The 22,988-nt window shown below is 71.8% G+C and carries 21 protein-coding genes; 5 read left to right on the forward strand and 16 right to left on the reverse strand.

Translation table 11 applies throughout. The annotated features are described in order from the left end of the window. The first annotated feature begins 51 nt into the window (after positions 1-51). Both ACIQH8_RS12420 and glgB read left to right on the forward strand, forming a co-directional pair. The gene (locus tag ACIQH8_RS12420) at positions 52-2,067 is read left to right on the forward strand and encodes a maltotransferase domain-containing protein (RefSeq protein WP_400999057.1); all 2,016 of its coding nucleotides are present in this window, start codon (positions 52-54) and stop codon (positions 2,065-2,067) included. Further along, complete coding sequence (glgB, locus tag ACIQH8_RS12425) at positions 2,064-4,274, forward strand: 1,4-alpha-glucan branching protein GlgB (RefSeq protein ID WP_400999058.1); 2,211 nt, start codon at positions 2,064-2,066, stop codon at positions 4,272-4,274. The genes ACIQH8_RS12420 and glgB overlap by 4 nt, the downstream gene beginning before the upstream one ends. Positions 4,275-4,301: 27 nt before the next feature. On the opposite strand, the gene ACIQH8_RS12430 is transcribed toward glgB, so the two are convergent. Further along, positions 4,302-5,264, reverse strand: a complete 963-nt coding sequence (locus tag ACIQH8_RS12430) for a co-chaperone YbbN (RefSeq protein ID WP_400999060.1) — start codon at positions 5,262-5,264, stop codon at positions 4,302-4,304. Then, positions 5,261-7,150, reverse strand: coding sequence for a hypothetical protein (locus tag ACIQH8_RS12435; protein ID WP_400999062.1), 1,890 nt, complete (start codon positions 7,148-7,150; stop codon positions 5,261-5,263). Before ACIQH8_RS12435 ends, ACIQH8_RS12430 begins: the two co-directional genes overlap by 4 nt. A 194-nt stretch (positions 7,151-7,344) precedes the next feature. Here ACIQH8_RS12435 and ACIQH8_RS12440 point away from each other — a divergent pair, with 194 nt between their 5' ends. Next, a complete protein-coding gene (locus tag ACIQH8_RS12440; protein WP_400999064.1) occupies positions 7,345-8,952 on the forward strand; it encodes a DivIVA domain-containing protein in 1,608 nt (535 codons plus the stop codon). 23 nt (positions 8,953-8,975) lie between these two features. Then, on the forward strand, positions 8,976-10,040 hold the full coding sequence (locus ACIQH8_RS12445; RefSeq protein ID WP_400999066.1) for an AI-2E family transporter: 1,065 nt from the start codon (positions 8,976-8,978) through the stop codon (positions 10,038-10,040). 58 nt (positions 10,041-10,098) lie between these two features. Here the strand turns inward: ACIQH8_RS12445 and ACIQH8_RS12450 are convergent, their stop codons facing one another. The 9 genes from ACIQH8_RS12450 to rpsB form a co-directional block, all read right to left on the reverse strand. Continuing rightward, complete coding sequence (locus ACIQH8_RS12450) at positions 10,099-10,836, reverse strand: alpha/beta hydrolase (protein WP_400999823.1); 738 nt, start codon at positions 10,834-10,836, stop codon at positions 10,099-10,101. 11 nt (positions 10,837-10,847) lie between these two features. Next, entirely contained in the window at positions 10,848-11,156 is a 309-nt protein-coding gene (locus ACIQH8_RS12455) for a hypothetical protein (protein WP_195760732.1), read from the reverse strand. A gap of 40 nt (positions 11,157-11,196) precedes the next feature. Continuing rightward, entirely contained in the window at positions 11,197-11,979 is a 783-nt protein-coding gene (locus tag ACIQH8_RS12460; protein WP_400999069.1) for a lytic transglycosylase domain-containing protein, read from the reverse strand. A 50-nt stretch (positions 11,980-12,029) separates the two neighbouring features. Then, positions 12,030-12,584 carry a DivIVA domain-containing protein gene (locus ACIQH8_RS12465; RefSeq protein WP_400999071.1) on the reverse strand — a complete coding sequence of 185 codons (555 nt, stop codon included), beginning with the start codon at positions 12,582-12,584 and terminating at the stop codon, positions 12,030-12,032. Between the two features lie 41 nt (positions 12,585-12,625). After that, entirely contained in the window at positions 12,626-13,609 is a 984-nt protein-coding gene (locus ACIQH8_RS12470) for a phosphatidate cytidylyltransferase (RefSeq protein ID WP_400999073.1), read from the reverse strand. Positions 13,610-13,620: 11 nt separating this feature from the next. Next, positions 13,621-14,175 carry a ribosome recycling factor gene (gene frr, locus ACIQH8_RS12475; protein WP_353814308.1) on the reverse strand — a complete coding sequence of 185 codons (555 nt, stop codon included), beginning with the start codon at positions 14,173-14,175 and terminating at the stop codon, positions 13,621-13,623. 30 nt (positions 14,176-14,205) lie between these two features. Next, positions 14,206-14,937 carry a UMP kinase gene (gene pyrH / locus ACIQH8_RS12480; RefSeq protein ID WP_400999075.1) on the reverse strand — a complete coding sequence of 244 codons (732 nt, stop codon included), beginning with the start codon at positions 14,935-14,937 and terminating at the stop codon, positions 14,206-14,208. A gap of 161 nt (positions 14,938-15,098) precedes the next feature. Next, the gene (gene tsf / locus ACIQH8_RS12485; protein WP_400999077.1) at positions 15,099-15,929 is read right to left on the reverse strand and encodes a translation elongation factor Ts; all 831 of its coding nucleotides are present in this window, start codon (positions 15,927-15,929) and stop codon (positions 15,099-15,101) included. A 45-nt stretch (positions 15,930-15,974) separates the two neighbouring features. Continuing rightward, entirely contained in the window at positions 15,975-16,892 is a 918-nt protein-coding gene (rpsB, locus tag ACIQH8_RS12490; RefSeq protein WP_400999079.1) for a 30S ribosomal protein S2, read from the reverse strand. 273 nt (positions 16,893-17,165) lie between these two features. Between rpsB and ACIQH8_RS12495 the strand changes: the two genes are divergently transcribed. After that, entirely contained in the window at positions 17,166-17,738 is a 573-nt protein-coding gene (locus tag ACIQH8_RS12495) for a murein hydrolase activator EnvC family protein (RefSeq protein WP_400999081.1), read from the forward strand. Positions 17,739-17,744: 6 nt separating this feature from the next. Here ACIQH8_RS12495 and ACIQH8_RS12500 read toward each other — a convergent pair whose 3' ends face one another. The 5 genes from ACIQH8_RS12500 to ACIQH8_RS12520 form a co-directional block, all read right to left on the reverse strand. Continuing rightward, positions 17,745-18,659 (reverse strand): tyrosine recombinase XerC, encoded by a 915-nt coding sequence (locus ACIQH8_RS12500; RefSeq protein WP_400999083.1) that lies wholly within the window; start codon positions 18,657-18,659, stop codon positions 17,745-17,747. Positions 18,660-18,729: 70 nt separating this feature from the next. Continuing rightward, positions 18,730-19,650, reverse strand: coding sequence for a phosphodiesterase (locus tag ACIQH8_RS12505; protein ID WP_400999085.1), 921 nt, complete (start codon positions 19,648-19,650; stop codon positions 18,730-18,732). A 20-nt stretch (positions 19,651-19,670) separates the two neighbouring features. Beyond that, positions 19,671-20,987, reverse strand: a complete 1,317-nt coding sequence (gene dprA / locus ACIQH8_RS12510) for a DNA-processing protein DprA (protein ID WP_400999087.1) — start codon at positions 20,985-20,987, stop codon at positions 19,671-19,673. Continuing rightward, complete coding sequence (locus ACIQH8_RS12515) at positions 20,984-22,564, reverse strand: YifB family Mg chelatase-like AAA ATPase (protein WP_400999090.1); 1,581 nt, start codon at positions 22,562-22,564, stop codon at positions 20,984-20,986. The genes dprA and ACIQH8_RS12515 overlap by 4 nt, the downstream gene beginning before the upstream one ends. After that, complete coding sequence (locus ACIQH8_RS12520; RefSeq protein WP_400999092.1) at positions 22,564-22,920, reverse strand: YraN family protein; 357 nt, start codon at positions 22,918-22,920, stop codon at positions 22,564-22,566. The genes ACIQH8_RS12515 and ACIQH8_RS12520 overlap by 1 nt, the downstream gene beginning before the upstream one ends. Positions 22,921-22,988 lie beyond the last annotated feature (68 nt).

Raw genomic sequence — 22,988 nt, forward strand, 5'->3', positions numbered from 1 at the left:
GCACCGCGCAACCCGGTGTCGATCGAGCGGCATCCGCGCTACGGTCGGAACGTGACGAGCCGCCCAGTCCGAGCCGGCCGGATCCCCGTGACCCGGCTCACGCCCGCCCTGCCCGATCCGCGATGGAATCCGAAGGCGTTCTCCGGGGAGGTGGTCCCCTTCCGCGCCACGGTGTTCCGTGAGGGACACGACCTGGTCGGCGCGATGCTCGTGCTCACGAGCCCGTCGGGCGTGAAGCAGCGGCACCGCATGACGGCGCTCGCGGCGGGCACCGACGGCTGGGAGGCGAAGGTCCGGCTCGACGAGCTCGGCACATGGCGCTGGCGCGTGACCGGCTTCGGCGACGAGGTCGGCACGTGGGTGCACGACGCCGAGGTGAAGATCGACGCCGGCGTCGACGTCGAGCTCATGTACGAGATCGGCGCGCGCCTCGCCGAGCGCGCCGCGAAGGAGGCGGGCCGCCCCGCGGCCGTGCGCAAGCGCCTGAAGGCGTACGCCGCGGCACTCCGCGACACGGAGGCCGCGGCATCCGCCCGTCGCGCCCTGCTCGAGGACCCGGTGCTCGAGGAGTTCCGCTCCCGACCGCTCGCGCGGCTCACCACCGACTCGGAGGAGCACGAGATCCTCGTCGAGCGGCGGCGCGCCGGCGTGGGCTCGTGGTACGAGTTCTTCCCGCGCTCGGAAGGAGCACGCCAGCTGAAGAAGGACGGCTCCTGGCGGTCGGGCACGTTCCGCACCGCGCAGCGCCGGCTCGACGGCGTCGCGGCGATGGGCTTCGACGTGGTCTACCTGCCGCCGATTCACCCGATCGGGTTCGCGTTCCGGAAGGGTCCCAACAACACGCTGACGCCCGGCCCGTTCGACCCGGGCTCGCCGTGGGCGATCGGCGCCGCGACCGGCGGCCACGACGCGGTCCACCCCGACCTCGGCACGCTCGCCGACTTCCGCGCGTTCGTGCGCCGGGCCGCGGCGCTCGGCATCGAGATCGCACTCGACCTCGCGCTCCAGGCCTCCCCCGACCACCCGTGGGTGACCGAGCACCCCGAGTGGTTCACGACCCTGCCCGACGGCACGATCGCGTACGCCGAGAACCCGCCGAAGAAGTACCAGGACATCTACCCGATCAACTTCGACGACGACTTCGAGGGCCTCGTCGCCGAGGTGACCCGGATCGTTCGGCACTGGATGAAGCAGGGCGTGCGCATCTTCCGCGTCGACAACCCGCACACCAAGCCCCTCGCGTTCTGGGAGCGGCTCATCGGCGACATCAACGCGACCGACCCCGACGTCGTGTTCCTCGCCGAGGCCTTCACGCGCCCGGCCATGATGCAGGCGCTCGCCATGGTCGGCTTCCAGCAGTCGTACTCCTACTTCACCTGGCGCAACACCAAGGCCGAACTCGAGGAGTTCCTCACGAGCGTCTCGCAGGAGACGGCCGACTTCATGCGGCCGAACCTGTTCGTGAACACGCCCGACATCCTCACCGAGTACCTGCAGTTCGGCGGGCCGGCCGCATTCACCGTACGGGCGACGATCGCCGCGACCGCCGGTGCGACGTGGGGTGTGTACTCGGGCTTCGAGTTGTTCGAGTCCGTCGCCCGCCCGGGCGCCGAAGAGGCGATCGACAACGAGAAGTACGAGTACAAGCCGCGCGACTTCGCGAAGGCCGAGGCGGACGGCCGGTCGTTGGCCCTCTACCTCGGGATCCTCAACCGCATCCGCGCGGACCACCCCGCCCTCGGGCAGCTCCGGAACATCCGCTTCCACTACAGCGACGACGACTCGGTGCTCGTGTACTCCAAGCACCTCGAGGGCCGCTTCATCGAGGGGCACGGCCCCGACGACCACGACACGATCCTCGTCGTCGCCAACGTCGATCCGCACTCCGTGCGAGAGACCACCGTGCACCTCGACCTCCCGGCCATCGACCTGCCCGAGGGCGGCACGTTCGAGGTCGAGGACCTCGTGACCGGCGACCGCTGGGAGTGGGGCGAGCACAACTACGTGCGACTGGACGCGTTCACGCAGCCGGTGCACATCCTCCGAGTGATTCGAGGCGCGGAATGACCGACACGACCCCCGTCCAGGCACCGTCGGTCCCCGACGACCTCCTCCTCGCCATCGCGGAGGGGCGCCACCACGACCCGCACCAGGTGCTTGGCCAGCACGGCTTCGAGGCGGCGGGCGACGGCGCCGCGCACACCGTGATCCGTGTTCGACGACCGCTCGCGGCATCCGTCACCGCACTGCTCGACGACAGCGGCGAACTCGCGCTCGCCCACGTCGGCCACGGTGTCTGGGCGGGCGCCGGCACGTTCGGCCCGACCGGCTACCGCGTGCGCGCGCGCTACGACGACGGCAGCGAGTGGATCGCCGACGACCCCTACCGCTATGCGCCGACGATCGGCGAGCTCGACCTGCACCTCATCGAGGAGGGCCGGCACGAGGAGCTGTGGACCGTGCTCGGCGCACACCACCGCGAGTTCCCGTCGATCACCGGACCGCTGCGCGGCGTCTCGTTCACGGTCTGGGCCCCGCGCGCCCGGGCCGTGCGCGTCGTCGGCGACTTCAACCGCTGGGACGGCCTCGGCCACGCCATGCGGAACATGGGCTCCAGCGGCGTCTGGGAGCTCTTCGTGCCCGACGTCGAACCGGGTGCCGCGTACAAGTTCGAGATCCTCGCGCAGTCGGGTGAGTGGCTGATGAAGGCCGACCCGATGGCGCGCCGCGCCGAGGTCGCCCCGGCGACCGCGTCGGTCGTGGCCGCGAGCGAGCACGAATGGGCCGACGGCGAGTGGATGTCGGGGCGCGCGCATCGCAACCCGCACGAGCTGCCGATGAGCATCTACGAACTCCACCTCGGCTCGTGGCGACCCGGCAAGGGGTACCGCGACATCGCGGACGAACTGATCGAGTACCTCCAGTGGCTCGGCTACACCCACGTCGAGTTCCTGCCGCTGGCCGAGCACCCGTTCGGCGGATCCTGGGGCTACCAGGTCACCGGCTACTACGCGATCACGAGCCGGTTCGGTTCACCCGACGACCTGAAGTACCTCATCGATCGCCTGCACCGAGCCGGAATCGGCGTGATCATGGACTGGGTGCCCGGCCACTTCCCGAAGGACGAGTGGGCGCTCGCGCGCTTCGACGGCGAGCCGCTGTACGAGCACCCCGACCCGCGCCGCGGCGAGCAGAAGGACTGGGGCACGCTCGTCTTCGACTACGGCAACCCGCGCGTGCGGAACTTCCTCGTCGCCAACGCGCTCTTCTGGCTGGAGGAGATGCACGTCGACGGCCTGCGCGTCGACGCCGTGGCATCCATGCTCTACCTCGACTACTCGCGCGAGGACGGCGAATGGCTGCCGAACTGGTACGGCGGCCGTGAGCACCTCGAGGCCATCGGCTTCCTCCAGGAGGCCACCGCGACCGCGTACAAGCGCAACCCGGGCATCGTGATGATCGCCGAGGAGTCGACGTCGTGGCCGGGCGTCACCGCGACGACGTCCTCCGGAGGGCTCGGCTTCGGCTACAAGTGGAACATGGGGTGGATGCACGACACCCTGCAGTACATCCAGCGCGACCCGATGTACCGCTCGCACCACCACGGCGAGCTCACGTTCTCGTTCCTGTACACGTTCAGCGAGCACTTCATCCTGCCGATCAGCCACGACGAGGTCGTGCACGGCAAGGGTTCGCTCGTGCGCAAGATGCCCGGCGACCACTGGCAGCAACTGGCGAACACGCGCGCGTACCTCGCCTACATGTGGGCGCACCCCGGCAAGCAGCTGCTGTTCATGGGCCAGGAGTTCGGGCAGCTCTCCGAGTGGAGCGAGGAGCGCGGCCTCGACTGGTGGATCCTCGACCAGCCGAGCCACCGCCAGCTCGCGGAACTCGTGGGTCGACTCAACCGCACCTACGCCGAGACGCCCGCACTCTGGCAACTCGACGACGACTCGGCGGGCTTCGACTGGGTCGAGGGCGGGGCGGCCGACATGAACGTGATCGCGTTCCTCCGCTACGACCGGAATCGCCGACCCCTGTTGTGCATCGTCAACTTCGCGGGCAACCCGCACGAGGGTGTCCGCCTGGGCCTGCCCCTCGCGGGCCGCTGGCGCGAGGTGCTGAACACGGATGCCGCGGAGTTCGGCGGTTCCGGCGTGGGCAACCTCGGCGGGGTCGACGCGACCGACGAGCCGTGGGCGGGCAAGCCCGCGTCGGCCGTGTTCACGCTGCCGCCGCTGGGCGCGCTCTGGTTCACCCCGGCGGACGGGTAGCAGCGCCGCGGCCGGCGCGCACCGGTCCTAGTAGAGCAGCATCGCGAGCCGGCGGCGCGCCGCCGCGACGCGCGGGTCCTCGACGCCGACCACCTGGAACAGCTCGAGCAGCCGCTCGCGGACGCGGTTCCTCCCGTCGCCGTCGAGCGTCGGGAAGAGCTCGAGCAGCCGGTCGAACGCGTCGTCGACGTGCCCGCCCGAGAGGTCGAGGTCGGCGACGTCGAGCTGGGCGTCGAGGTCGGCCGGGGCGGTCGCCGCGCGATTCCGTATCTCGTCGAGGGTCTTGCCCTGCAGGCGCCCGAGGAGGTTCGCCTGGGCGAGCCCGGCCACGGCGAGGTCGTCGCGCGGGTCCTGCGCGATCGCGGTGCGGTACGCGGATGCCGCCGCGGCGTAGTCGCCACGGCTGATCGCGTCGAACGCCTCCTGGTGCAGTGGCGGGAGCGGCTCCTCGACGGGTTCCTCGGGCGCACCTTCACCGGACCCCTCGGCATCGGCCGCGGGCACGCGCCCGGTGACGCCGTTGCGCTCGGCGACCTCGAGCAACTGGTCGAACACCTGGTCGATGACGTCGTCGGGCTGCACGCCCTGGAACAGCGGAACCGGCTGGCCGGCGACGAGGGCGACCACCGTCGGGATCGCCTGCGCCTGCAGCGCCTGCACGAGCTGCGGACTGCGGTCGGCGTCGGCGGGGGCGAGCACGAGTCGACCCTCGCGGGCGTTCACGAGCCGCTCGAGCGAGGCGACGAGCTGGGTGGACTGCTCGCTCCACGACGCCCAGAGCGCGAGCACGACGGGCACCGAGCGCGAGAGCTCGAGCACCTGGCCGAAACTCTGGTCGTCGACCGCGGCGACGTAGCCGGTCGCGCCGCCCTCGGCGGGAGTCCCGCCCGGGGCATCCGTCGCCCGACGCTCGTCGCGATGCACGAGCGAGGAGAGATCGACCGCGCCGCGCAGGCTCGCGGGCTCGTGGGGCGGGAATGCGTTCGTCACTTGACCTCCGATGCGCCGATCAGGGATTCGGACCAGCCCAGCAGGCGGATCTGCTCCTCGGATCCGACCGCGGGCACGTAGAACATGAGCTGGATGCCGATGACGCGCTGCACGCCCTTGGCGCTCTTCTCGTCGAAGCCGGAGAGCGCAGCGCCGGGCTGGCCCTCCTTGAAGCCGATGGTGCCGCCGTCGTTCGGCGTGACCTTCTCGGTCTGCGTGATCGAGACCGTGACGAGTGCGCCGGAGTCGTTCGTCGCGAGCGCGACGGTCGGGCTGTCGCCCGGTGCGTTGGAGAATGCGACGTCGGCCGTGTCGGGGAGGTCGTCGGCGATGGCCTTCTGTCCCTCGACGCCGAGCTGCTGCCGGATGACATCGCCCTCGGGGTCGAAGAACTGCGCGAACTCGGACTCGTCGCCCTTCAGGAGCACGTCGGCGTAGGCCGGGGCGACCTGCCCCGTCGGCATCACGAGGCCCTTGAACTCCGGGTTGATGGGCGGGGCGCCGATGGATGCCGGGGCGACCTCGGGCACGTCGGCGTCGGGCACGAGCGCCGTCGCGTACAGCACCTTGTAGTTCTCGCGCGGGGACTCCTGACGGAGGACCAGGGCCGTCGGGGCGACCGTCTCGTCGTCGTTGTTCTTCGCGATCGTGAGCACGGTCCGCGGCCATCCGGTCGCCTGCTGCGGCAGGGTCAGCGTGAGCGGCGCGGCGGGGATCGCGGGGAGCGAGGCCTGATCGGGCAGGGACTTGCGGATCGCGTAGTTCGCCTTCCTCGCCTCGTAGGCGGGACCGGTGAAACGTTCGGCGAGTCGCTGCGCGTCGGCGTCGGCATCGACCTCGGTCGTGAAGACCGCGATCCGGCGCATGATGCGCTCCATCTGCGGGACCGTCACCGCGGGAACGACCGCCGGTGCCTCCGGCTCCGCCGGCTCGACCGCTTCGCCGTCGCCCTCGGGCGCGGTCTCGACGGGCGTGGCCGGGGCGGTCGTCTCGGGCGCCGCGGACAGGTCGGGCCAGTAGTCCGAGGAGCACGCCGACAGCGCGATGGCGGGCACGAGCAGCACCGGCAGCAGCACGACGCGCTTCGCGCGCCCGGCCGAGCGGCTCGGACCGGCGGAGCCCAGCGCGGACCGCTGCGATCGCGGCGGACGGGGCGCGCGCATGAGCTTTCCCTTCGGACCCTTCGGGAGGTTCCGCCGGGGCCCGCGCGATCGTCGGTGCGCGAGCACGCCCGAGATGACGAGGACGATGCCGACGATGAACAGCAGGGCGCCGCCGGCGATCAGCGGCCCGGCCCACGGGGTGGCGTTGTCGAGCGGCCACGCCATGACGATGCGACCCGGCGCGGGCGCGGTGCCGTCGGACGAGATGAGGACCGTGATCCCCTCGGGGACGTCGACCGTCGTCGTGAGCGTGCGGTCACCGGTGAACTCGTCGAGCCACAGGTCGCTGCCGACCGGCGATGCGGCGGGGTCGGGCTCCGCCTCGGTGGCCTCGGACTCCTCATCGGCCTCGGGCTCGTCGGTCGGAGGAGCCGCGGGGGTGTTGTCGTCGACGGGCTGCGCGACGACCACCTCGCTCGTGAGCTCGCCGGCCTCGCCGTCGTAGCCGACCGACACGTACGGGTCCTCGCCGATCCAGCTCAGGACGTCATCGGTGCGCCCGTAGGCGAGGTGCACCGGGCCGCCGCCGGACACCGTGATGGTCTGCTTCCCCGGGTTCGCGGCGAGCGCCTCCGGCGTGAGGATCGTGTAGCTCGCCTGGTTCTCGACCACCGTTCCGAGTGAGACCTTGTCGGGCTCGAGGAGGACGGTTCGTTGGGCGATGCCGATGCCGACCAGCACGGCGGCAGCAGCGAACGCCAGAATGGCGAGGACGAAGCGCACTCGGGTTACCTCCAGGCCGCCCGCGGCGGCATCCGACAAAGACACCCCACACTAGCGACGCAGTCTGGGAGTCTCCTAACCGATCTCTGGGTGACATCGGACCCCATCCCAGCTGCGGCGGGTCGTATGATCGGAGGCGACCCGCGCGCCCCCACAACCCCCCACAACGCGGGACACGGACCCCGGAGGAAGAATTGGCCGTCGAAGAGACCGAGTTCACGCAGGTGTTCCGCGGATACGACAAGGACGAGGTCGACCGCAGCATCAACCAGCTCCGCCGCGAGATCATCTCGGCGAACAACGCGTCGGGCGATGTGCAGAAGGAGAACAAGCGCCTTCTCGCTCGCATCGAGGAGCTCACCGCCGAACTCGAAGAGGTCGGCAGCCCGACGTTCTCGGGTCTCGGCACGAAGCTCGAGAACACCCTGCGCGTCGCAGAGGAGCAGTCGACGCGCCTGATCGCCCAGGCCGACATCGACGCGGAGAAGCTCCGTCGTGCGGCCGAGGACGAGGCGCACCTCATGCGCTCCGACGCGCACGAGCTCGCGGAGCGGACGCTGAGCGAGGCGCGCGCGCAGGCGAACCGCCTGCTCGAGAACGCCCGCGCCGAGGCCGACGACATGGTCGCCCGAGCGCACGAGTCGAGCGAGCAGGTCCGGGACGACGCCAACCGCGACGCGGCGACGATCCGCGGTACCGCATCGACCGAGGCGGCCGAGGCTCGCGCGACCGCGAAGCGCGAGTCGGCCGCCGTCGTCGCCGAGGCCGAGCGCAAGGCCGCGGAGATGCTCGTGGCCGCCAACACCGAGGCGAACGAGGCGCGCGCCGCGGCCGCCGGGCTCCAGGAGGAGACCGAGCAGACCCGTGCAGAGGTCGCGGTGGAGCTCGACCAGAAGCGCGCGGAGCTCGCCAAGGAGACCGAGCAGGCCCGCATCGACCTGGCCAAGGAGACCGAGCAGGCACGTCTCGACCTCGAGCGCGAGACCGCCGAGGCGCGCGCCGCGCTCGACGCCGAGATCGCGGAGCGCCGCGCGGTGCTCGAGCACGAGCTCGAGCAGGCACGCACCGACCTCGACCGCGAGCTCGAGGCGGAGCGCGTCAAGCTCGCCCAAGAGCGCGAGCAGGTCTCGGTCGACCTCGAGCGCGAGACGGAGACCGCCCGCCTCAAGCTGCAGCACGAGCTCGACCGCATCCGCGCCAAGCACGCGGCGGAGCTCGAGCAGATGCGCGCCGACCTCGCCCTCGAGCAGGAGCAGGCACGCGCCGACTTCGAGGCCGAGGCGGAGCAGGCCCGGATCGACCTCGACAACCAGCTGACCTCCATGAAGAAGAAGACGACCCACGAGGTCGACCGCATGCGTCGTGAGATCGAGCGCGCGCGCATGGACCTCGAGGCCGAGCTCGCGACCAAGCGCGACGAGGCCGAGCAGGAGCTCCTCGCCGCGCAGCAGGAGGCCGCCGACCAGACGAAGAAGTTCCTCGACGACGCCAACGCCGAGCTCGCCGAGGCCGTCGCCCGGACCGCGGAGGCTCGCGCCGAGGCCGAGCGCCTCGAGACCGAGGCACGGACCGAGATCGCCGACGCGCGCGACAAGGCCGACGAGGAGGCACGCGAGCGCGTCGCCGCGGCGCACTCGCAGGCTCGCAAGCTCATCGCCGACGCCGAGGAGCGCACGCGCGCCCTCGTGGCGGACGCCGAGGACCGCCTCGCCCAGATTAGGATCGAGCGAGACGCCGTCGCCGGCTACTTCGAGAGCCTGCGCGGCGTGCTGACCCAGGCGGAGCAGGTGGCGAACAAGTAGCGCGAGACGAAGGAGCGCGGGGATTGAAGATCCAGAACGCGTTCCGCATCGCGCTCGTCGGCACGCTCGGCGTCGGCACCGGACTCCTCATCCTGTCCGCCGTGTCGAGCCTGTCGACGATCCTCACCTACATCGGAGCAGCACTGTTCCTGGCCCTCGGCCTCGAGCCCGCCGTGAGCGGGCTCGAGCGCCGGGGGCTTCCCCGTTGGGCCGCCATCCTGCTCGTCATCGCGGGGGTCGCCGCCGTCGTCGCCGCGCTCCTCATCGCGGTGATCCCGATCATCGTCGACCAGGTCGCCGAACTGATCGCCCAGATCCCGGGGATCGTCGCGCAGATCAACCGCGTCGACTGGATCGCGTGGTTGCAGGAGCAGTTCCCGCTGCTCCTCATCGAGGAGATCAGCCAGCAGGCGGGCGCCGCCCTCACCGACTTCTTCACCAACCCGAACCGGCTGAGCGAACTGCTCGGCGGCGTGTGGGCCGTCGCGATCGCGATCGGCGGCGGCGTGTTCGCGGTGATCGTGGTCGCGGTCCTCACGATCTACTTCACGGCGTCGCTCGACGCGATGAAGCGGGCCACCTATCAGCTGATCCCCGCCTCGCGTCGCGCACGGTTCGCCGACCTGACGGAGCAGATCACGCAATCCGTCGGCCGCTACGTCATCGGGCAGGTCTCCCTCGCGGCCGTCAACGGCTTCCTGAGCTTCGCGTTCCTCTCGATCATCCAGGCGCCGTTCCCGGCCGTCCTCGCCTTCATCGCGTTCCTGTTCTCGCTCGTGCCGCTCGTGGGCACGCTCACGGGATCCGTGATCATCGTGCTCCTCTGCCTCATCCCCGGCCTCGGGTCGCCGCTCACCGCGCTCGTGGCGGCGATCTACTACCTCGTCTACATGCAGGTCGAGGCGTACGTGCTCTCGCCGCGCATCATGAGTCGAGCGGTCAAGGTGCCCGGCGCGCTCGTGGTCGTCGCGGCACTCGCAGGCGGCGCGCTGCTGGGCATCCTCGGTGCGCTCGTCGCGATCCCGATCGCCGCGGCGATCCTGCTCATCATCAAGCAGGTCGTCATCCCGCGCCAGAACGAACGCTGAGGCCGATTCGCAGCCGGCCGACGGCCGAGCGGGCGGCGCGAAGCGCGCCCGGGGCGCGTCAGCCCTCGGGGGTCGAGACGGATGCCGCCGGCCACTCGGTGGGCAACGGCAGCGCACCGGGGTTCACCGCGCGGACGATCTCGTCCAGTACGCGCCGCGTCTGCGACTCACCGACCCACAGGTGCTTGCCGCCCTCGACGTCGATGCGCGTCAGGTTCGGCAGTCCGGCGAACCTGACGGCCGCCTCAGCGGGCTTCAGGTAGTCGTCGTGCTCCGGGATCAGGGCCACGACGGGCACCGGCGCGGAGCGCCAGCGCGCGAGCTCCTCGTCGGTCGTGCGGTGCAGTGGCGGGGAGAGCAGGATCGCACCCGCGATGCCGTGCTCGAGGCCGTACTTGAGCGCCAACTCGGTTCCGAACGACCAACCGACGAGCCACGGGTTCGGCAGCCCCCGCTCCGCGACGAAGCGCATCGCGGCCGCGACATCCGCTCGCTCGCTGACGCCGTGGCCGAACTCGCCCTCGCTCGTGCCGCGCACCGAGCTGGTGCCGCGCGTGTTGAACCGGAGCACCGCCAGGTCGGCGATCGCGGGCAGCCGCGCTGAGGCCTTGCGCAGGATGTGCGAATCCATGAAGCCGCCGGCGGTCGGCAGGGGGTGCAGGGTCACGAGCGTCGCCGCCGGGGGTCGATCGATCGGCGTCGCGAGTTCGCCGACGAGGCGGAGCCCGTCATCGGTTCGGAGTTCGATCTCCTCGCGGCGCGCAGGCAGCAGCGCCCCGGCGCGGATCTCGATCATGGTGTCGTCGGTCACGTCGGTCCGATCCTCCAGCAGTGGGTGTGCCAGTGTCGCCGCGAGGCCAGGTCGGCCGCGTCGCCCAGGACGCCGTCGGCACGCCAGGCCACGAGGTGCGCGACACCGGGGTCGATCTCGAGCCCGCACCCCGGGCAGAGGTAGGCCTTCACGGCCTGCGCCTCGGACACCGGCTGCACGTTCCATTCCCGCCCGGCGCGCACCTCGGTGCGCCGCCAGCCCGCCGTCATCCGAGCGACATCGAGCTCCGGATGCGGCTCGCGCGCCTTCGCGGCGCGACCACGGGAGCGGTGCGAACGGGCCATCGGTCCAGTCTAGGGTCGGCGTCGGACTCGGGGATCGGGCTCAGTACCAGCCAACGCTCTGCGAGTGCGCCCAAGCGCCGCAGGGCGTGCCGTAGCGGCCCTGGATGTAGCCGAGACCCCACTCGATCTGGGTGCCCGCGTTGGTCTCCCAGTCGGCGCCGGCGGTGGCCATCTTCGAGCCAGGAAGCGCCTGCGGGATGCCGTAGGCCCCGCTCGAGGCGTTGTACGCGTTGACGCGCCATCCGGATTCCTTGTTCCACAGCGCGACGAGGCAGTCGAACTCGGTCGTCGGCCAACCGCGCGCGGCCACGGCCTGAGCACCGTAGGCCTGCGCGCTGCCCGGATCGGGCACCACCGCGGGCGGCGCCCAGCCGGCGGCCGCCGCCTCCGGCTCGTCGGGCTTCGCCTCGACGACGTACCCCTCGGAGGCCACCGCGACCGAGGAGTAGCCGTCGGCGAGCTCGACCTCCTGCGCGGCCTCGCCGCCGAAGCGGTCGACCGGGACGTACGTGGAGGTGGCCGTCGCACCCGAGTACGGGTCGACGACGTTGACGAGCAGGAATCCGACGGACGCCGCGAACGCGAACACCACGGTCGCCGCCTGCTTGACCGGGCCGGCGACGCTTCGCCGATCGGTGGCTCGAGCCGGTGCGGGCCGCTCGCGCGGGGCGGCGGGACGGGCATCGAACCCGGACGCGGCGCGATCCCGGCGTGCCGCGTCGTGCGGACGAGGTCGCAGCGACGCCGCCGCGTCGTCGCGGGCCCACCGTTCCCGGACGGCATCCATCGGCACGTCGTCGTACTCGTCCGAATGCCTGCCCACGATTGGTCGAGTGTAACGGAGGGACTCCCCCCGGTCGAACGCCGGCCCGCTCACCGGACCGCGAGCATCACGTCGACGACGGCATCGAGGACGAGGTCGACCTGCGCCTCCCGGTACCCGCCGCGCTGGGCTGAGAACACGACGGCGCGGACGTCGTCGATCGCGACCGGCCATCCGTCGCGGAAGTACCGCGTGAGCCGGTCGGCGAACGCGTCGACCTCGTGCACGTCGTAGCCGACGGCCAGCCAGCTCACGCGCTCGAATCGGGCGCCCTCGGGCCGGGCGAGACGGTTCGCCACCACCTGCGCGGTCGTGCGGGCCTCGGCGAGCCAGGCCTCGTCGCCGTGCAGCCGCGAGGCGATCTGCCGCTCCCGGAACGCGAAGGCGTCCTCCAGCCGCTCCATGGCCGCGTCGACGTGGGAGGTCGAGTACCCGCCCTTCTGCATCGAGAACGCGGTCAGCCGGATCCGCTCGGCGTCGAGGCCCTGGTCGTCGGGGTCGGGGCGACCGTCGTACGCGCGACGGGCGCGTTGGAGGAAATCCTCGACCTCGGCGGTCTTGTAGCCCAGCTGGTTCCTGCGGGCCCGGGGGAACGTGGCATCCACCGCACCAGTATCGCGCACGCGCGACGGTTCATCGCGCACGGTCACGAGAAGATCTGGAACGCGGCGAACGCGACGGCCGCCGACGGGAGGATCGAGTCGAGCCGGTCGAGGAATCCGCCGTGGCCCGGCAGCCACGAGCTCATGTCCTTGATGCCGAGGTCGCGCTTGATGAGCGACTCGGCGAGGTCGCCGAGGGTCGCCGAGAGGAAGATGGCGGCGCCGAAGAGCAGACCGAACCACCAGGGCTGCCCGAGCATGAACAGTGCGAGCAGGACGCCCGCGAGCAGGCTCGCGAGCGCGCCGCCCGCGAATCCCTCCCAGGTCTTCTTCGGGCTGATGACCGGCGCCATCGGGTGTCGCCCGAACGCCAGGCCCGATGCGTACGCCCCGGTGTCCGCGGCGACGGCGGTGATGATGAACGCGAGCGTCCACCACTGCCCGCCGTCGGCTGCCGTGAGCACCACCGCGAACGTGGCGAGGAACGTGACGTAGCCCTGCACGAACACGCCGGCGCCGAGATCGCGCACCAGTCCCGATGTCTCGGCGCGAACGCGGGCGGAAGCCTGCTCGGCGAGCCGCCAGAGCACCACCAGCGCCATCCCGCCGAGGACCGCGACGAACTGTCCGGCCGGCCCGCCGTAGTACGCGACGGGCACGGCGACGACCGCCGCGATCACGGTCGGGATCCGCGGCACCCGGTACCCGCCGTGCTTCAGCGCCGCCGCGAGCTCGGAGCTGGAGAACCCGGCCACGACGACCGCGAACACCATGAACAGCTCCTTGAACACCAGGAGGCTGAGCAGCAGGGTTCCGCCGAACGCCAGGCCGATCAGGATGGCGAGGAGCAGGTTCCGACCGGTTCGCGCGTTGATGCGCTCCTGGGCCTCGTCGAACTGAGCGCGGGATGCCTCGAACTGGCGCTCGAGGTCGACGCGCCGCGCGTGCATCTGCGCGCGGAGCTCGTCGCGCGTCGAATGCCGCTGGTCGTCGGCGTCCGACCGTTCCCCATCAGGGACGCCCGTCATGGTCTGACCCCTCAGACCTCGAGGAGTTCGGCTTCCTTGCGCTTCAGCGCCTCGTCGATCTGGTCGACATGGGACTTGGTGACGTGCTCGAGCTCCTTCTCGCCGCGCACCACCTCATCGTCGCCGACCTCGCCCTTCAGCGCCTCGAGGTCGTCCTTCGCCTTGCGACGGATGTTGCGGACGGACACCCGAGCATCCTCCGCCTTCGAGCGCACGATCTTGACGAACTCCTTGCGGCGTTCCTCCGTGAGCTCGGGCAGCGTGACGCGGATGATGTTCCCGTCGTTCGACGGGTTCGCACCGAGGTTGGGCGTGTCGCGGATCGCCTGCTCGATGTCCTTCATCGCGGACTTGTCGTACGGCGTCACCACGAGCGTGCGCGCCTCGGGATTCGCGAGCGAGGCGAGCTGGGCGAGCGGCGTCGGGGTGCCGTAGTAGCTCACCATGATCTTCTGGAAGAGCTGCGGGTTGGCGCGGCCGGTGCGGACGGAGGCGAAGTCGTCCTTGGCGACCTCCACGGCCTTCTGCATGCGTGCACTTGCTTCGGACAGTACATCCGCGATCACGGGGACTCCTTCTCTCGGGCTCGGGACAGTCTATCGATCGGTGATCGGCTCGCCGTTGCTGACCACGGTGCCGAGCTCGGCACCGAGGATCGCCTTGGTCACGTTGCCCGCGGGCTCCATGCCGAAGACCTGCATCGGCATGCCGTTGTCCATGCAGAGGCTGAAGGCGGTCGAGTCGACGACCTTCAGGCCGCGCTGGAGCGCCTCCTGGTAGCTGATCCGGTCGATCTTGTGGGCGTCGGGATTGGTGCGCGGATCGTCGGAGTAGACGCCGTCCACGCCGTTCTTCGCGACGAGCACGACGTCGGCGCCGATCTCGAGTGCACGCTGGGCGGCGACCGTGTCGGTCGAGAAGTAGGGCAGCCCGGCACCGGCGCCGAAGATGACCACGCGGCCCTTCTCGAGGTGCCGCTCGGCACGGCGCGGAATGTACGGCTCGGCGACCTGCGTCATCGAGATGGCGGACTGCACGCGCGTCTCGGCGCCCGCCTGCTCGAGGAAGTCCTGGAGGGCGAGCGAGTTCATCACCGTGCCGAGCATGCCCATGTAGTCGGCGCGACCGCGGTCCATGCCGCGCTGGCTGAGTTCGGCGCCGCGGAAGAAGTTGCCGCCGCCGACGACGATCGCGACCTCGACGGTGCGTGCCGCGTCGGCGATCTCCCGGGCCAGGGAACTGACGACGTCGGGGTTGACCCCGAGTGCTCCGCCCCCGAACGCCTCACCTGACAGCTTGAGCAGCACCCTGCGCGTGTGTTCCGTCATCCCCGACCGATCCTTCCCCTCTGGGAGTAAAACTAGTGGTTCCGGGCCGTCGCCGCAGTGGAGGCCGGCCCGCTCCGTGCCCGAGCGCGCGTCACCGCGACATCCGGACACAGCAAAGGAGCCCGGACCGCGTGGTGCGGTCCGGACTCCCCTGGCACGTGTTACGCGCCGACCTTGAAGCGAGCGAAGTCGCTCACGGTCAGACCGGCGTCCTGCACGACCTTGCCGACGGACAGCTTGTTGTCCTTCGCGTAGTCCTGCTCGAGCAGCGCGACCTGCTTGAAGAACGCGCCGAGGCGACCCTCGACGATCTTCGGGAGGGCGGCCTCGGGCTTGCCCTCCTCGCGGGTGATCTGCTCGACGAGCGCGCGCTCCTTCTCGACCGCCTCGGCCGGGACGTCCTCACGGGTGAGGTACTCCGGTGCGGCGAACGAGATGTGCTGCGCGATCGAGCGAGCGGTCTCCGCGTCGTCGCCCGCGTAGCCGAGGACCACGCCGACCTGCGGGGGCAGGTCCTTCGAGGTCTTGTGCAGGTAGATCGAGAAGTGCTCGCCCTTCACGAGGCGGACGCGACGGAGCTCGACCTTCTCGCCGAGGATCGCGGCCTCGCCGTCGATGAGCTCGGCGACGGTCCCGCCCTCGGCCGGCGCGGCCAGGGCGGCCTCGACGGTCTCGGCGCGGGCCGCGGCGACGGCCGCGAGCACGCGGTCGGCGAGCCCGACGAACTTCTCGCCCTTGGCGACGAAGTCGGTCTCGCAGGCGAGCTCGATGAGGGTTGCGGTGCCGTCGCCGTTCTCGACGGCGGCCACGAGGCCCTCCGAGGTCGAGCGGTCGGCACGCTTCGCGTTGCCCTTGGCACCCTTCAGGCGGAGGATCTCCGTCGCCTTCTCGATGTCACCGTCGGCCTCGACGAGCGCGTTCTTGGTGTCGGTCATGCCGGTTCCGAGCTGCTCGCGGAGCGCCTTGATGTCGGCGATGCTGACGTTGGCCATGTGGAATGGACTCCCTGTCGTTCGTAAGTGGGTGGGGGTGCCGACTTACTCGGCGGCAGCTGCGCCCGCGGCGTCGGCCTCGGACTCGGTCGCGGCGACCTCGGTGGCCGCCTCGTCGACGACCTCCGCAGCCTCGGCCTTCGCCTCGGTCTCCGACTCGGCGACCTTCTCGGTCTCGGCGGAGGCCTGCTCGGGGGTGCTCTCCGAACCGGCGTTGAGGAGCTCCTGCTCCCACTCGGCCAGCGGCTCCGCCTCCTCGCCCTCCTCGGGCTTCTGGTGGCGCTGGATGAGGCCCTCGGCCGCGGCGTCGGCGACGATGCGGGTGAGCAGGCTCACCGAGCGGATGGCGTCGTCGTTGCCCGGGATCGGGTACTGGACCTCGTCGGGGTCGCAGTTGGTGTCGAGGATGCCGATGACGGGGATGCCGAGCTTCTTGGCCTCGTCGATCGCGAGGTGCTCCTTCTTGGTGTCCACGACCCAGAGCGCCGACGGCGTCTTCGAGAGGTTGCGGATGCCGCCGAGCGACTTGTGCAGCTTGTCGAGCTCGCGCTTCTTGAGGAGCAGCTCCTTCTTGGTGAAGCCCGAGGTGGTGCCCTCGAAGTCCAGCTCCTCGAGCTCCTTCATGCGCGCGAGGCGCTTGGAGACCGTCGAGAAGTTGGTGAGGAGGCCGCCGAGCCAGCGCTGGTTGACGTAGGGCTGGCCGACGCGCGTGGCCTGCTCGGCGATCGACTCCTGCGCCTGCTTCTTGGTGCCGACGAAGAGGATGGTGCCGCCGTGGGCGACCGTCTCCTTGACGAAGTCGTACGCCTTGTCGATGTAGGCGAGCGACTGCTGGAGGTCGATGATGTAGATGCCGGAACGCTCGGTGAAGATGAACCGCTTCATCTTCGGGTTCCAACGGCGGGTCTGGTGCCCGAAGTGCACGCCGCTGTCGAGCAGCTGGCGAATGGTGACGACGGCCATGGCCGTACTCCTTCTGTTCTCAGTTGTCGCTCCGGCCGGCGGCCGGAAGCCCTGGTGCCCGGCACGGCTCCGCCGGCTCGCGCTGCGAGCGGGACTGAGTGGAGTCGGTGGCCGAATGGGCACGCGTAGTCGCCCCGACAGGCGGGGCGCTCCCGACATGCTACCACGCGGGCGGTGCGCGACCCCTCCTCACCACCGGCGTCCCGGCGCGCACTGCGCACGGTCTGGGCCGCTCCGCCGACGCGCGGATGACTCGGCGTGCACGCTCGACTCATGCGCCTCTCCCCCGTGCCCGGCGCCGCCGTCGCGGCGAGCGTCGCCGGTCTCCTCGCCGTCCTCGTGGTGGTCCTCGCCGCACCCGGGTCGGCCGCTGCGTCGACCGTCGCCGACGCCGTCCCGGTCCCGCGCGCCGAAACGATCGCCGACGCGCCCTCCACCCGTTGGGTCTGGCCGGTCGGTCCGCCCGTGCTCGTCGTCGCACCGTTCCGCGCCCCGCCGACGCCGTACTCGGCGGGGCATCGGGGGATCGACCTCGCCGCCGCGCCGGGGGGTTCGGTCGTTGCCGCGGCATCCGGCGTGGTCTCGTTCGCCGGCCCGGTCGCCGGGCGCGGCGTACTCTCGATCGATCACGGCGACGGCGTCGTCAGTTCGATCGAGCCGGTCGAGGCTGACGTGGCCGTCGGCGACACGGTGCGGGCCGGCGAGGCGGTCGCGACCGTCGCGACGGGCGGTCACTGCGACGACGAGTGCATCCACCTGGGCGTGCGCGTGCACGGCGAGTACGTGTCGCCACTGCGATGGTTCGGCGGGGTGCCGCGCGCGGTACTCCTGCCGATGACCGGATGACCCGCCTCAGGCCCGCGGGTGCGCCGTGCGATAGGTGTGCTTGAGACGCTCGGCGGAGACGTGCGTGTAGATCTGCGTGGTGCCGAGGCTCGCGTGTCCGAGGAACTCCTGCACGGCACGGAGGTCCGCACCCCCGTCGAGCAGGTGCGTCGCCGCGCTGTGCCGGAACGCGTGCGGCCCGGCCGGACCGGAACCGGGGAGGTCGGCCAGGAGCCCGGCGACGAGGCGGTGCACGCTCCGGACACCGAGTCGCGCCCCGCGGACACCCACGAACAGCGCCCGTCCGCCTGCTGCATTCGGGGCACCGTCGTCGGACGCGGCGCGCAGCAGCGCGGGCCGGGCCGTCGCGAGGTAGCGTTCGAGCGCAGCGGCGGCCGGCGCACCGTACGGCACCACGCGCTCCTTCGAGCCCTTGCCGGTGACGCGGACCGTCCGGTTGCGGCGATCGACGTCGTCGACGTCGAGTCCGACGAGTTCGGAGACGCGGAGCGCGCAGGCGTAGAGGAGTTCGATCACCGCGAGATCGCGCACCTGGACCGGGCCTCCCGACGAGGCTCGCAGCTGCATCCCCTCGAGCAGGGTCGCGACGGCGGGTGCGGCGACGACTCGGGGCAGCGTGCGCCTGGCTCGCGGAGCGCGCAGGCGCACGGCCGGATCGGCCGGGAGCGCACCGGTGCGCTCGAGCCAGGCGCAGAACCCTCTGGCGGATGCCGCACGCCGTGCGACGGTCGTCCGAGCGAGGCCGCGTTCGGTGGCCGCCCAAAGCCAGTCCCGCAGGAGGTCGAGGTCGAGTCCGGCGATCCCGGTCACGGCGCGCTCCTCGGCGAACCCGGTCAGGTCGGCGAGGTCGGAGGCGTAGGCCGCTGCGGTGTGCTCCGAGTAGCCGCGCTCGAGGCGCACGTGCTCGAGGTAGGCGTCCACCGCGGCATCCAGGCTCGACGGCCGTGTGGCGACGGCCGAGGGGGTCGACGCCGAGCTGCTCCGAGCCCTTTCAGCCATCCGTCACCCACTCCCGCTTCCGTGAGAAGCGATCGAGGCGTCCCTCCTCGTCGAGCGCCTCGACCTCGGACAGGAACCGCTCGCCGAAGCTGGTGATCTCGCCGAACGTGCCGACCGGGACCACCGAGCTCACGACCGCGTCGTCGAAGCAGTGGACGAGGGAGAACGACCTGCCCCCGTCGATGCCGACGAGGTGCCGCGCCGGCGCCGAGAGGTCCATCGTGTACGCCAGCGAACCGGCGACGCAGACGGGAACCCCGGCGAACGTGCCCTGGGTCGGGTAGTGGAGGTGGCCGCCGAGGATCGCGCGGACGTCGCGATCGCGGAGCACCTCGGCGAGCTCGTCCTGCCTGCGGAGCTCGAGCACGTCCATCAGCGCGAGCGGCGTGGCGATCGGTGCGTGGTGCAGTGCGAGGATCGTGCCGTTCGGGGCCGGCTCCGAGAGTGCGGCGTCGAGCCAGTCGAGGGTCTCCGCCTCGAGGATCCCGTGATGGTAGCCGGGCACGCTCGAATCGACGGCGACGACGCGGAGGCCGTCGACGTCGATGATCTGGTTGACGGGGCCGTCGTCGCCGCTCGCGTCGTCGAGCAGTACCCGGCGGAACGGCTCGCGCTCGTCGTGGTTGCCCATGACCCAGATCAGGCGGGCACCGGTGACCTCGGCGACGGGCTCGAGCGTCGCGCGGACACGCCGATACGCGTCCTCCTCGCCGAGATCGGCGACGTCGCCGCTGACGAGGATCGCGTCGAGCCCGCCCACCATTCGGGAGAGCTGCTCGGCCGCGCGGTCGAGGTTGCCGACGGTGTCCGCACGTCCGCCGAGCGGCGCGCCGCCGTCGAGCAGGTGCGTGTCGCTGAGGTGCGCGATCACGTGACGCGCCGCGGGATACCTGCCGAGCCGAGGGTGATCCATGTCTACCTCCCGCGGCCAGCCTAGGACCACGAGCCCGGTCGTACCGAGGCCTCATCCGGGGGTCGTCGAACCCAGCCCTCACCGGACCGGGCCGCGAGACCCGTGGCGTCGAGGGCTCCGAGCGCGCCCATGACCGCCCCGGGGGTCAGGCCGGTGTCCCGGACGAGGTCGCCGATGGGACGAGATCGGCGCGTCCCGAGCGCGTCGAGCACACGCCGCTCGGCCGAGCTCAGCATCTCGAGCCTGCGCGGCGGCGGCGCTCCCGTCATCGCATCGTCGTCCCCGTCGCCTGACCCGCCGACGCCACCGCCGACCGACGCCACGAGTTCGGCCATCTGCGCGGCATCCGTCACGCAGACGGCGTCGAACTCGCGCAGCAGGCGATGACACCCCGCGGAGGCCGGACTCGTGACCGGCCCGGGCACGGCCCCGAGCGGACGCCCGAGCGCCGCTGCATGACCCGCGGTGTTCAGCGAGCCGGATCGCATGCCCGCCTCGAGCACGACCGTCGCGTCGGACGCGGCGGCGATCAGGCGGTTGCGCTGCAGGAAGCGCCAGCGCGTGGGCGCGGCACCGCAGGCGAGTTCGGAGACGACCGCGCCGGTCTCGACGATGCGGCCGAGGAGCCCCTCGTGGCCCGCGGGATAGAAGCGGTCGACGCCTCCGGCGAGGAACGCCACCGTCGTGCCGGCCGCGGCGAGCGCCGCCCGGTGCGCCGTACCGTCGATCCCGTACGCACCGCCGGAGACGACCGCGAGCCCGCGATCGACGAGACCGGCGGCCGCCTCCACGGCGACGTGCTCCCCGTACCCCGTCGCGGCCCGCGCGCCGACGAGGGCGAGCGAGGGGCGCTCGGCGAGCGCGGAGGGTCGACCGCGCACCCAGAGCGAGAGGGGCGCGTGCACCCCGAGGTCGTCGAGCCCCTCGGGCCAGTCGCCGTCACCAGGAAGGAGCAACCGTGCGCCCACCCGCGCCGCCTGCGCGATGGAGCGCGCGAAGGCGTCCTCCTCGAGTCGCGGTCCCCACCGCGCGAGCCCGGCGGTGACCTCGCGCCCGCTCGGCGCATCGGCCGGGCCGAGGCCGGTGACGGCCTGACCGGCGATGTCGCGCCCCGACCGGCCCTCGAGCAGCGCGGTCGCCATGCCGCTCGCGCCGAGCGCGCCGACGAGTCGGCCGAGCACCCCGTCGCCCGGCTCGGAGACATAGCCGAGCAGCGCCGTCGCGACCGCCTCGACGGGATCGGTCGCCTCGGAGTCCGCCATCGCCGCGGCCGGCCTGACGGCGGCGACCCCGTCACCCACGCGCCGTGCGAGCGAGTTCAGGATGTCGGCGCTCATGCCGCCGCGCCCATGCGCATCGCGAGCGCGCGACCGACGTGCTCGTCGGTCGGCCGTTCGGCACCCTCCAGGTCGGCGATGGTCCATGCGACCTTGAGCACGCGATCGTAGCCGCGCATCGTCACCCCGCCGCGCTCCAGCGACAGGTCGAGCGCGCGCGTCGCGACCGAGCCGGGATGCAGCCCGCCCTCGCCACGAAGCCACGGGCCCGGCATCTCGGCGTTCGTGCGCCACGGGGTGCCGGCGAGGCGACGGGCTGCGGTCTCCCGAGCACGGAGGACCTTCTCGCGCGCCTCCCGCGACGTCACCGCCGGTCTCGCGCCGGGCTCATGCACGCGATCGCGATCCATCATCAGCCTCGTCGGCGTGACGCGATGCACCCACAACCGCAGGTCGACCCGGTCCAGCAGCGGTCCGGAGATGCGCGCGAAGTACCGGCGCTTGGTGGCAGGCGGGCAGGTGCACCCCTCGTCGGGCGAGTCACCGCCCCCGCAGGGGCACGGGTTGGCTGCGAGCACGAGCTGGAACCGTGCGGGGAAGGTCGCGACCGAGTTCGCCCGGTGGATGCTGATCCGGCCCGACTCGAGCGGCTGGCGGAGCGCGTCGAGCACCCTGGCGGGGAACTCGGGCGCCTCGTCGAGGAAGAGGACGCCGTGCGAGGCGCGGGCCGCGGCTCCCGGGCGGATGACCCGGCTCCCGCCGCCGACCATGGCTGCGGAGCTCGCGGTGTGGTGCGGCGCCTCGAAGGGAGGCCGCACGGAGAGCGTCTCGCCGATGGGGTGCCCGGCGAGCGAGCGCAGCGAGGCGACCTCGAGCGCCGCCTCGGCGGAGAGGTCGGGCAGGATCCCGGGCAGTCGTGACGCGAGCATGGTCTTGCCCGCGCCGGGAGGGCCCGTGAGGAGCAGGTGGTGTCCGCCGGCGGCTGCGACGAGCAGCGCCTGGATCGGCTCGTCGCCGCCGATGACGTCGGCGAGGTCGCCCTCGGGCGCCGGCGCGGGGACCGCCGCGGTGGCGCGCTCCGCCGGTTCGGCCGCCGCTCCGAGCCGGAGCGGCTCGGGCCCGAGACGCCCGCCGTGCCGTTCGACCGCTTCGCGGAGCGTCGCCACGGCGACGATCTCAGCGCCGGGCACGAGTCGGGCTTCGGCCGCATTCGCGACGGGCACCATGATCCGCTCGTGGCCGGCTCGCACCGCGGCGTGCACGGCGGGGAGGATGCCGTGCGTCGGGCGCAGCCGACCGTCGAGGCCGAGTTCGCCGAGGTGCACGAACCGGGCCACGGACTCCGGGTCGACCGTGCCGGCGGCAGCGAGACAGGAGAGTCCGATCGCGAGATCGAAGGCTGAGCCGTGCTTCGGCAGGGCGGCAGGCGAGAGGTTCACGGTGAGGCGACGAGACGGGAGGGCGCAGCCGGCGTTGGTCGCCGCGGACCGAACGCGCTCGCGCGCCTCGCCGAGGGCGGTGTCGGGCAGCCCGATGATCACGAAGGCCGGAAGCTGGCTGGAGAGGTCTGCCTCGACCTCGACGACCGATCCCGCGAGTCCGACGAGCGCGATGGCCCGTGTCCGCGCGACCGGCATCAGCCGATCCCCTCGAGGTGCTCGACGACGGCGGGAGCCCCGGCGGGCGCGTGCACCGCGACGGCGTCGATGCGGATCCGCGCGGTCGGGTGCTCGTTCGCCTCGCACCAGGCGAGCGCGAGACGTCGCAGGCGACCCAGCTTCTGCGCGGTGATCGCTTCGAACGGATGGCCGAAGGCCGGTCCGGTACGGGTCTTCACCTCGGCGAAGACGGTGCGGTCGCCGTCGCGGAGCACGAGATCGATCTCGCCGAACGCGCAGCGCCAGTTCCGGTCGACGACGCGCATCCCGCGCGCCTCGAGATGCTCGGCCGCGACCAGTTCGCCGCGTCGTCCGAGTTCGATGTTGTGGGCCATGGGCCCAGCGTCGCGCCCGAGCGCGGACCGGGCCGTCGCACAGAGCGCGGCCGTGACCGGAGCCGCCG

Origin of the sequence: Agromyces sp. GXQ0307 (assembly GCF_044769845.1) — a bacterium.
GTDB lineage: Bacteria > Actinomycetota > Actinomycetes > Actinomycetales > Microbacteriaceae > Agromyces.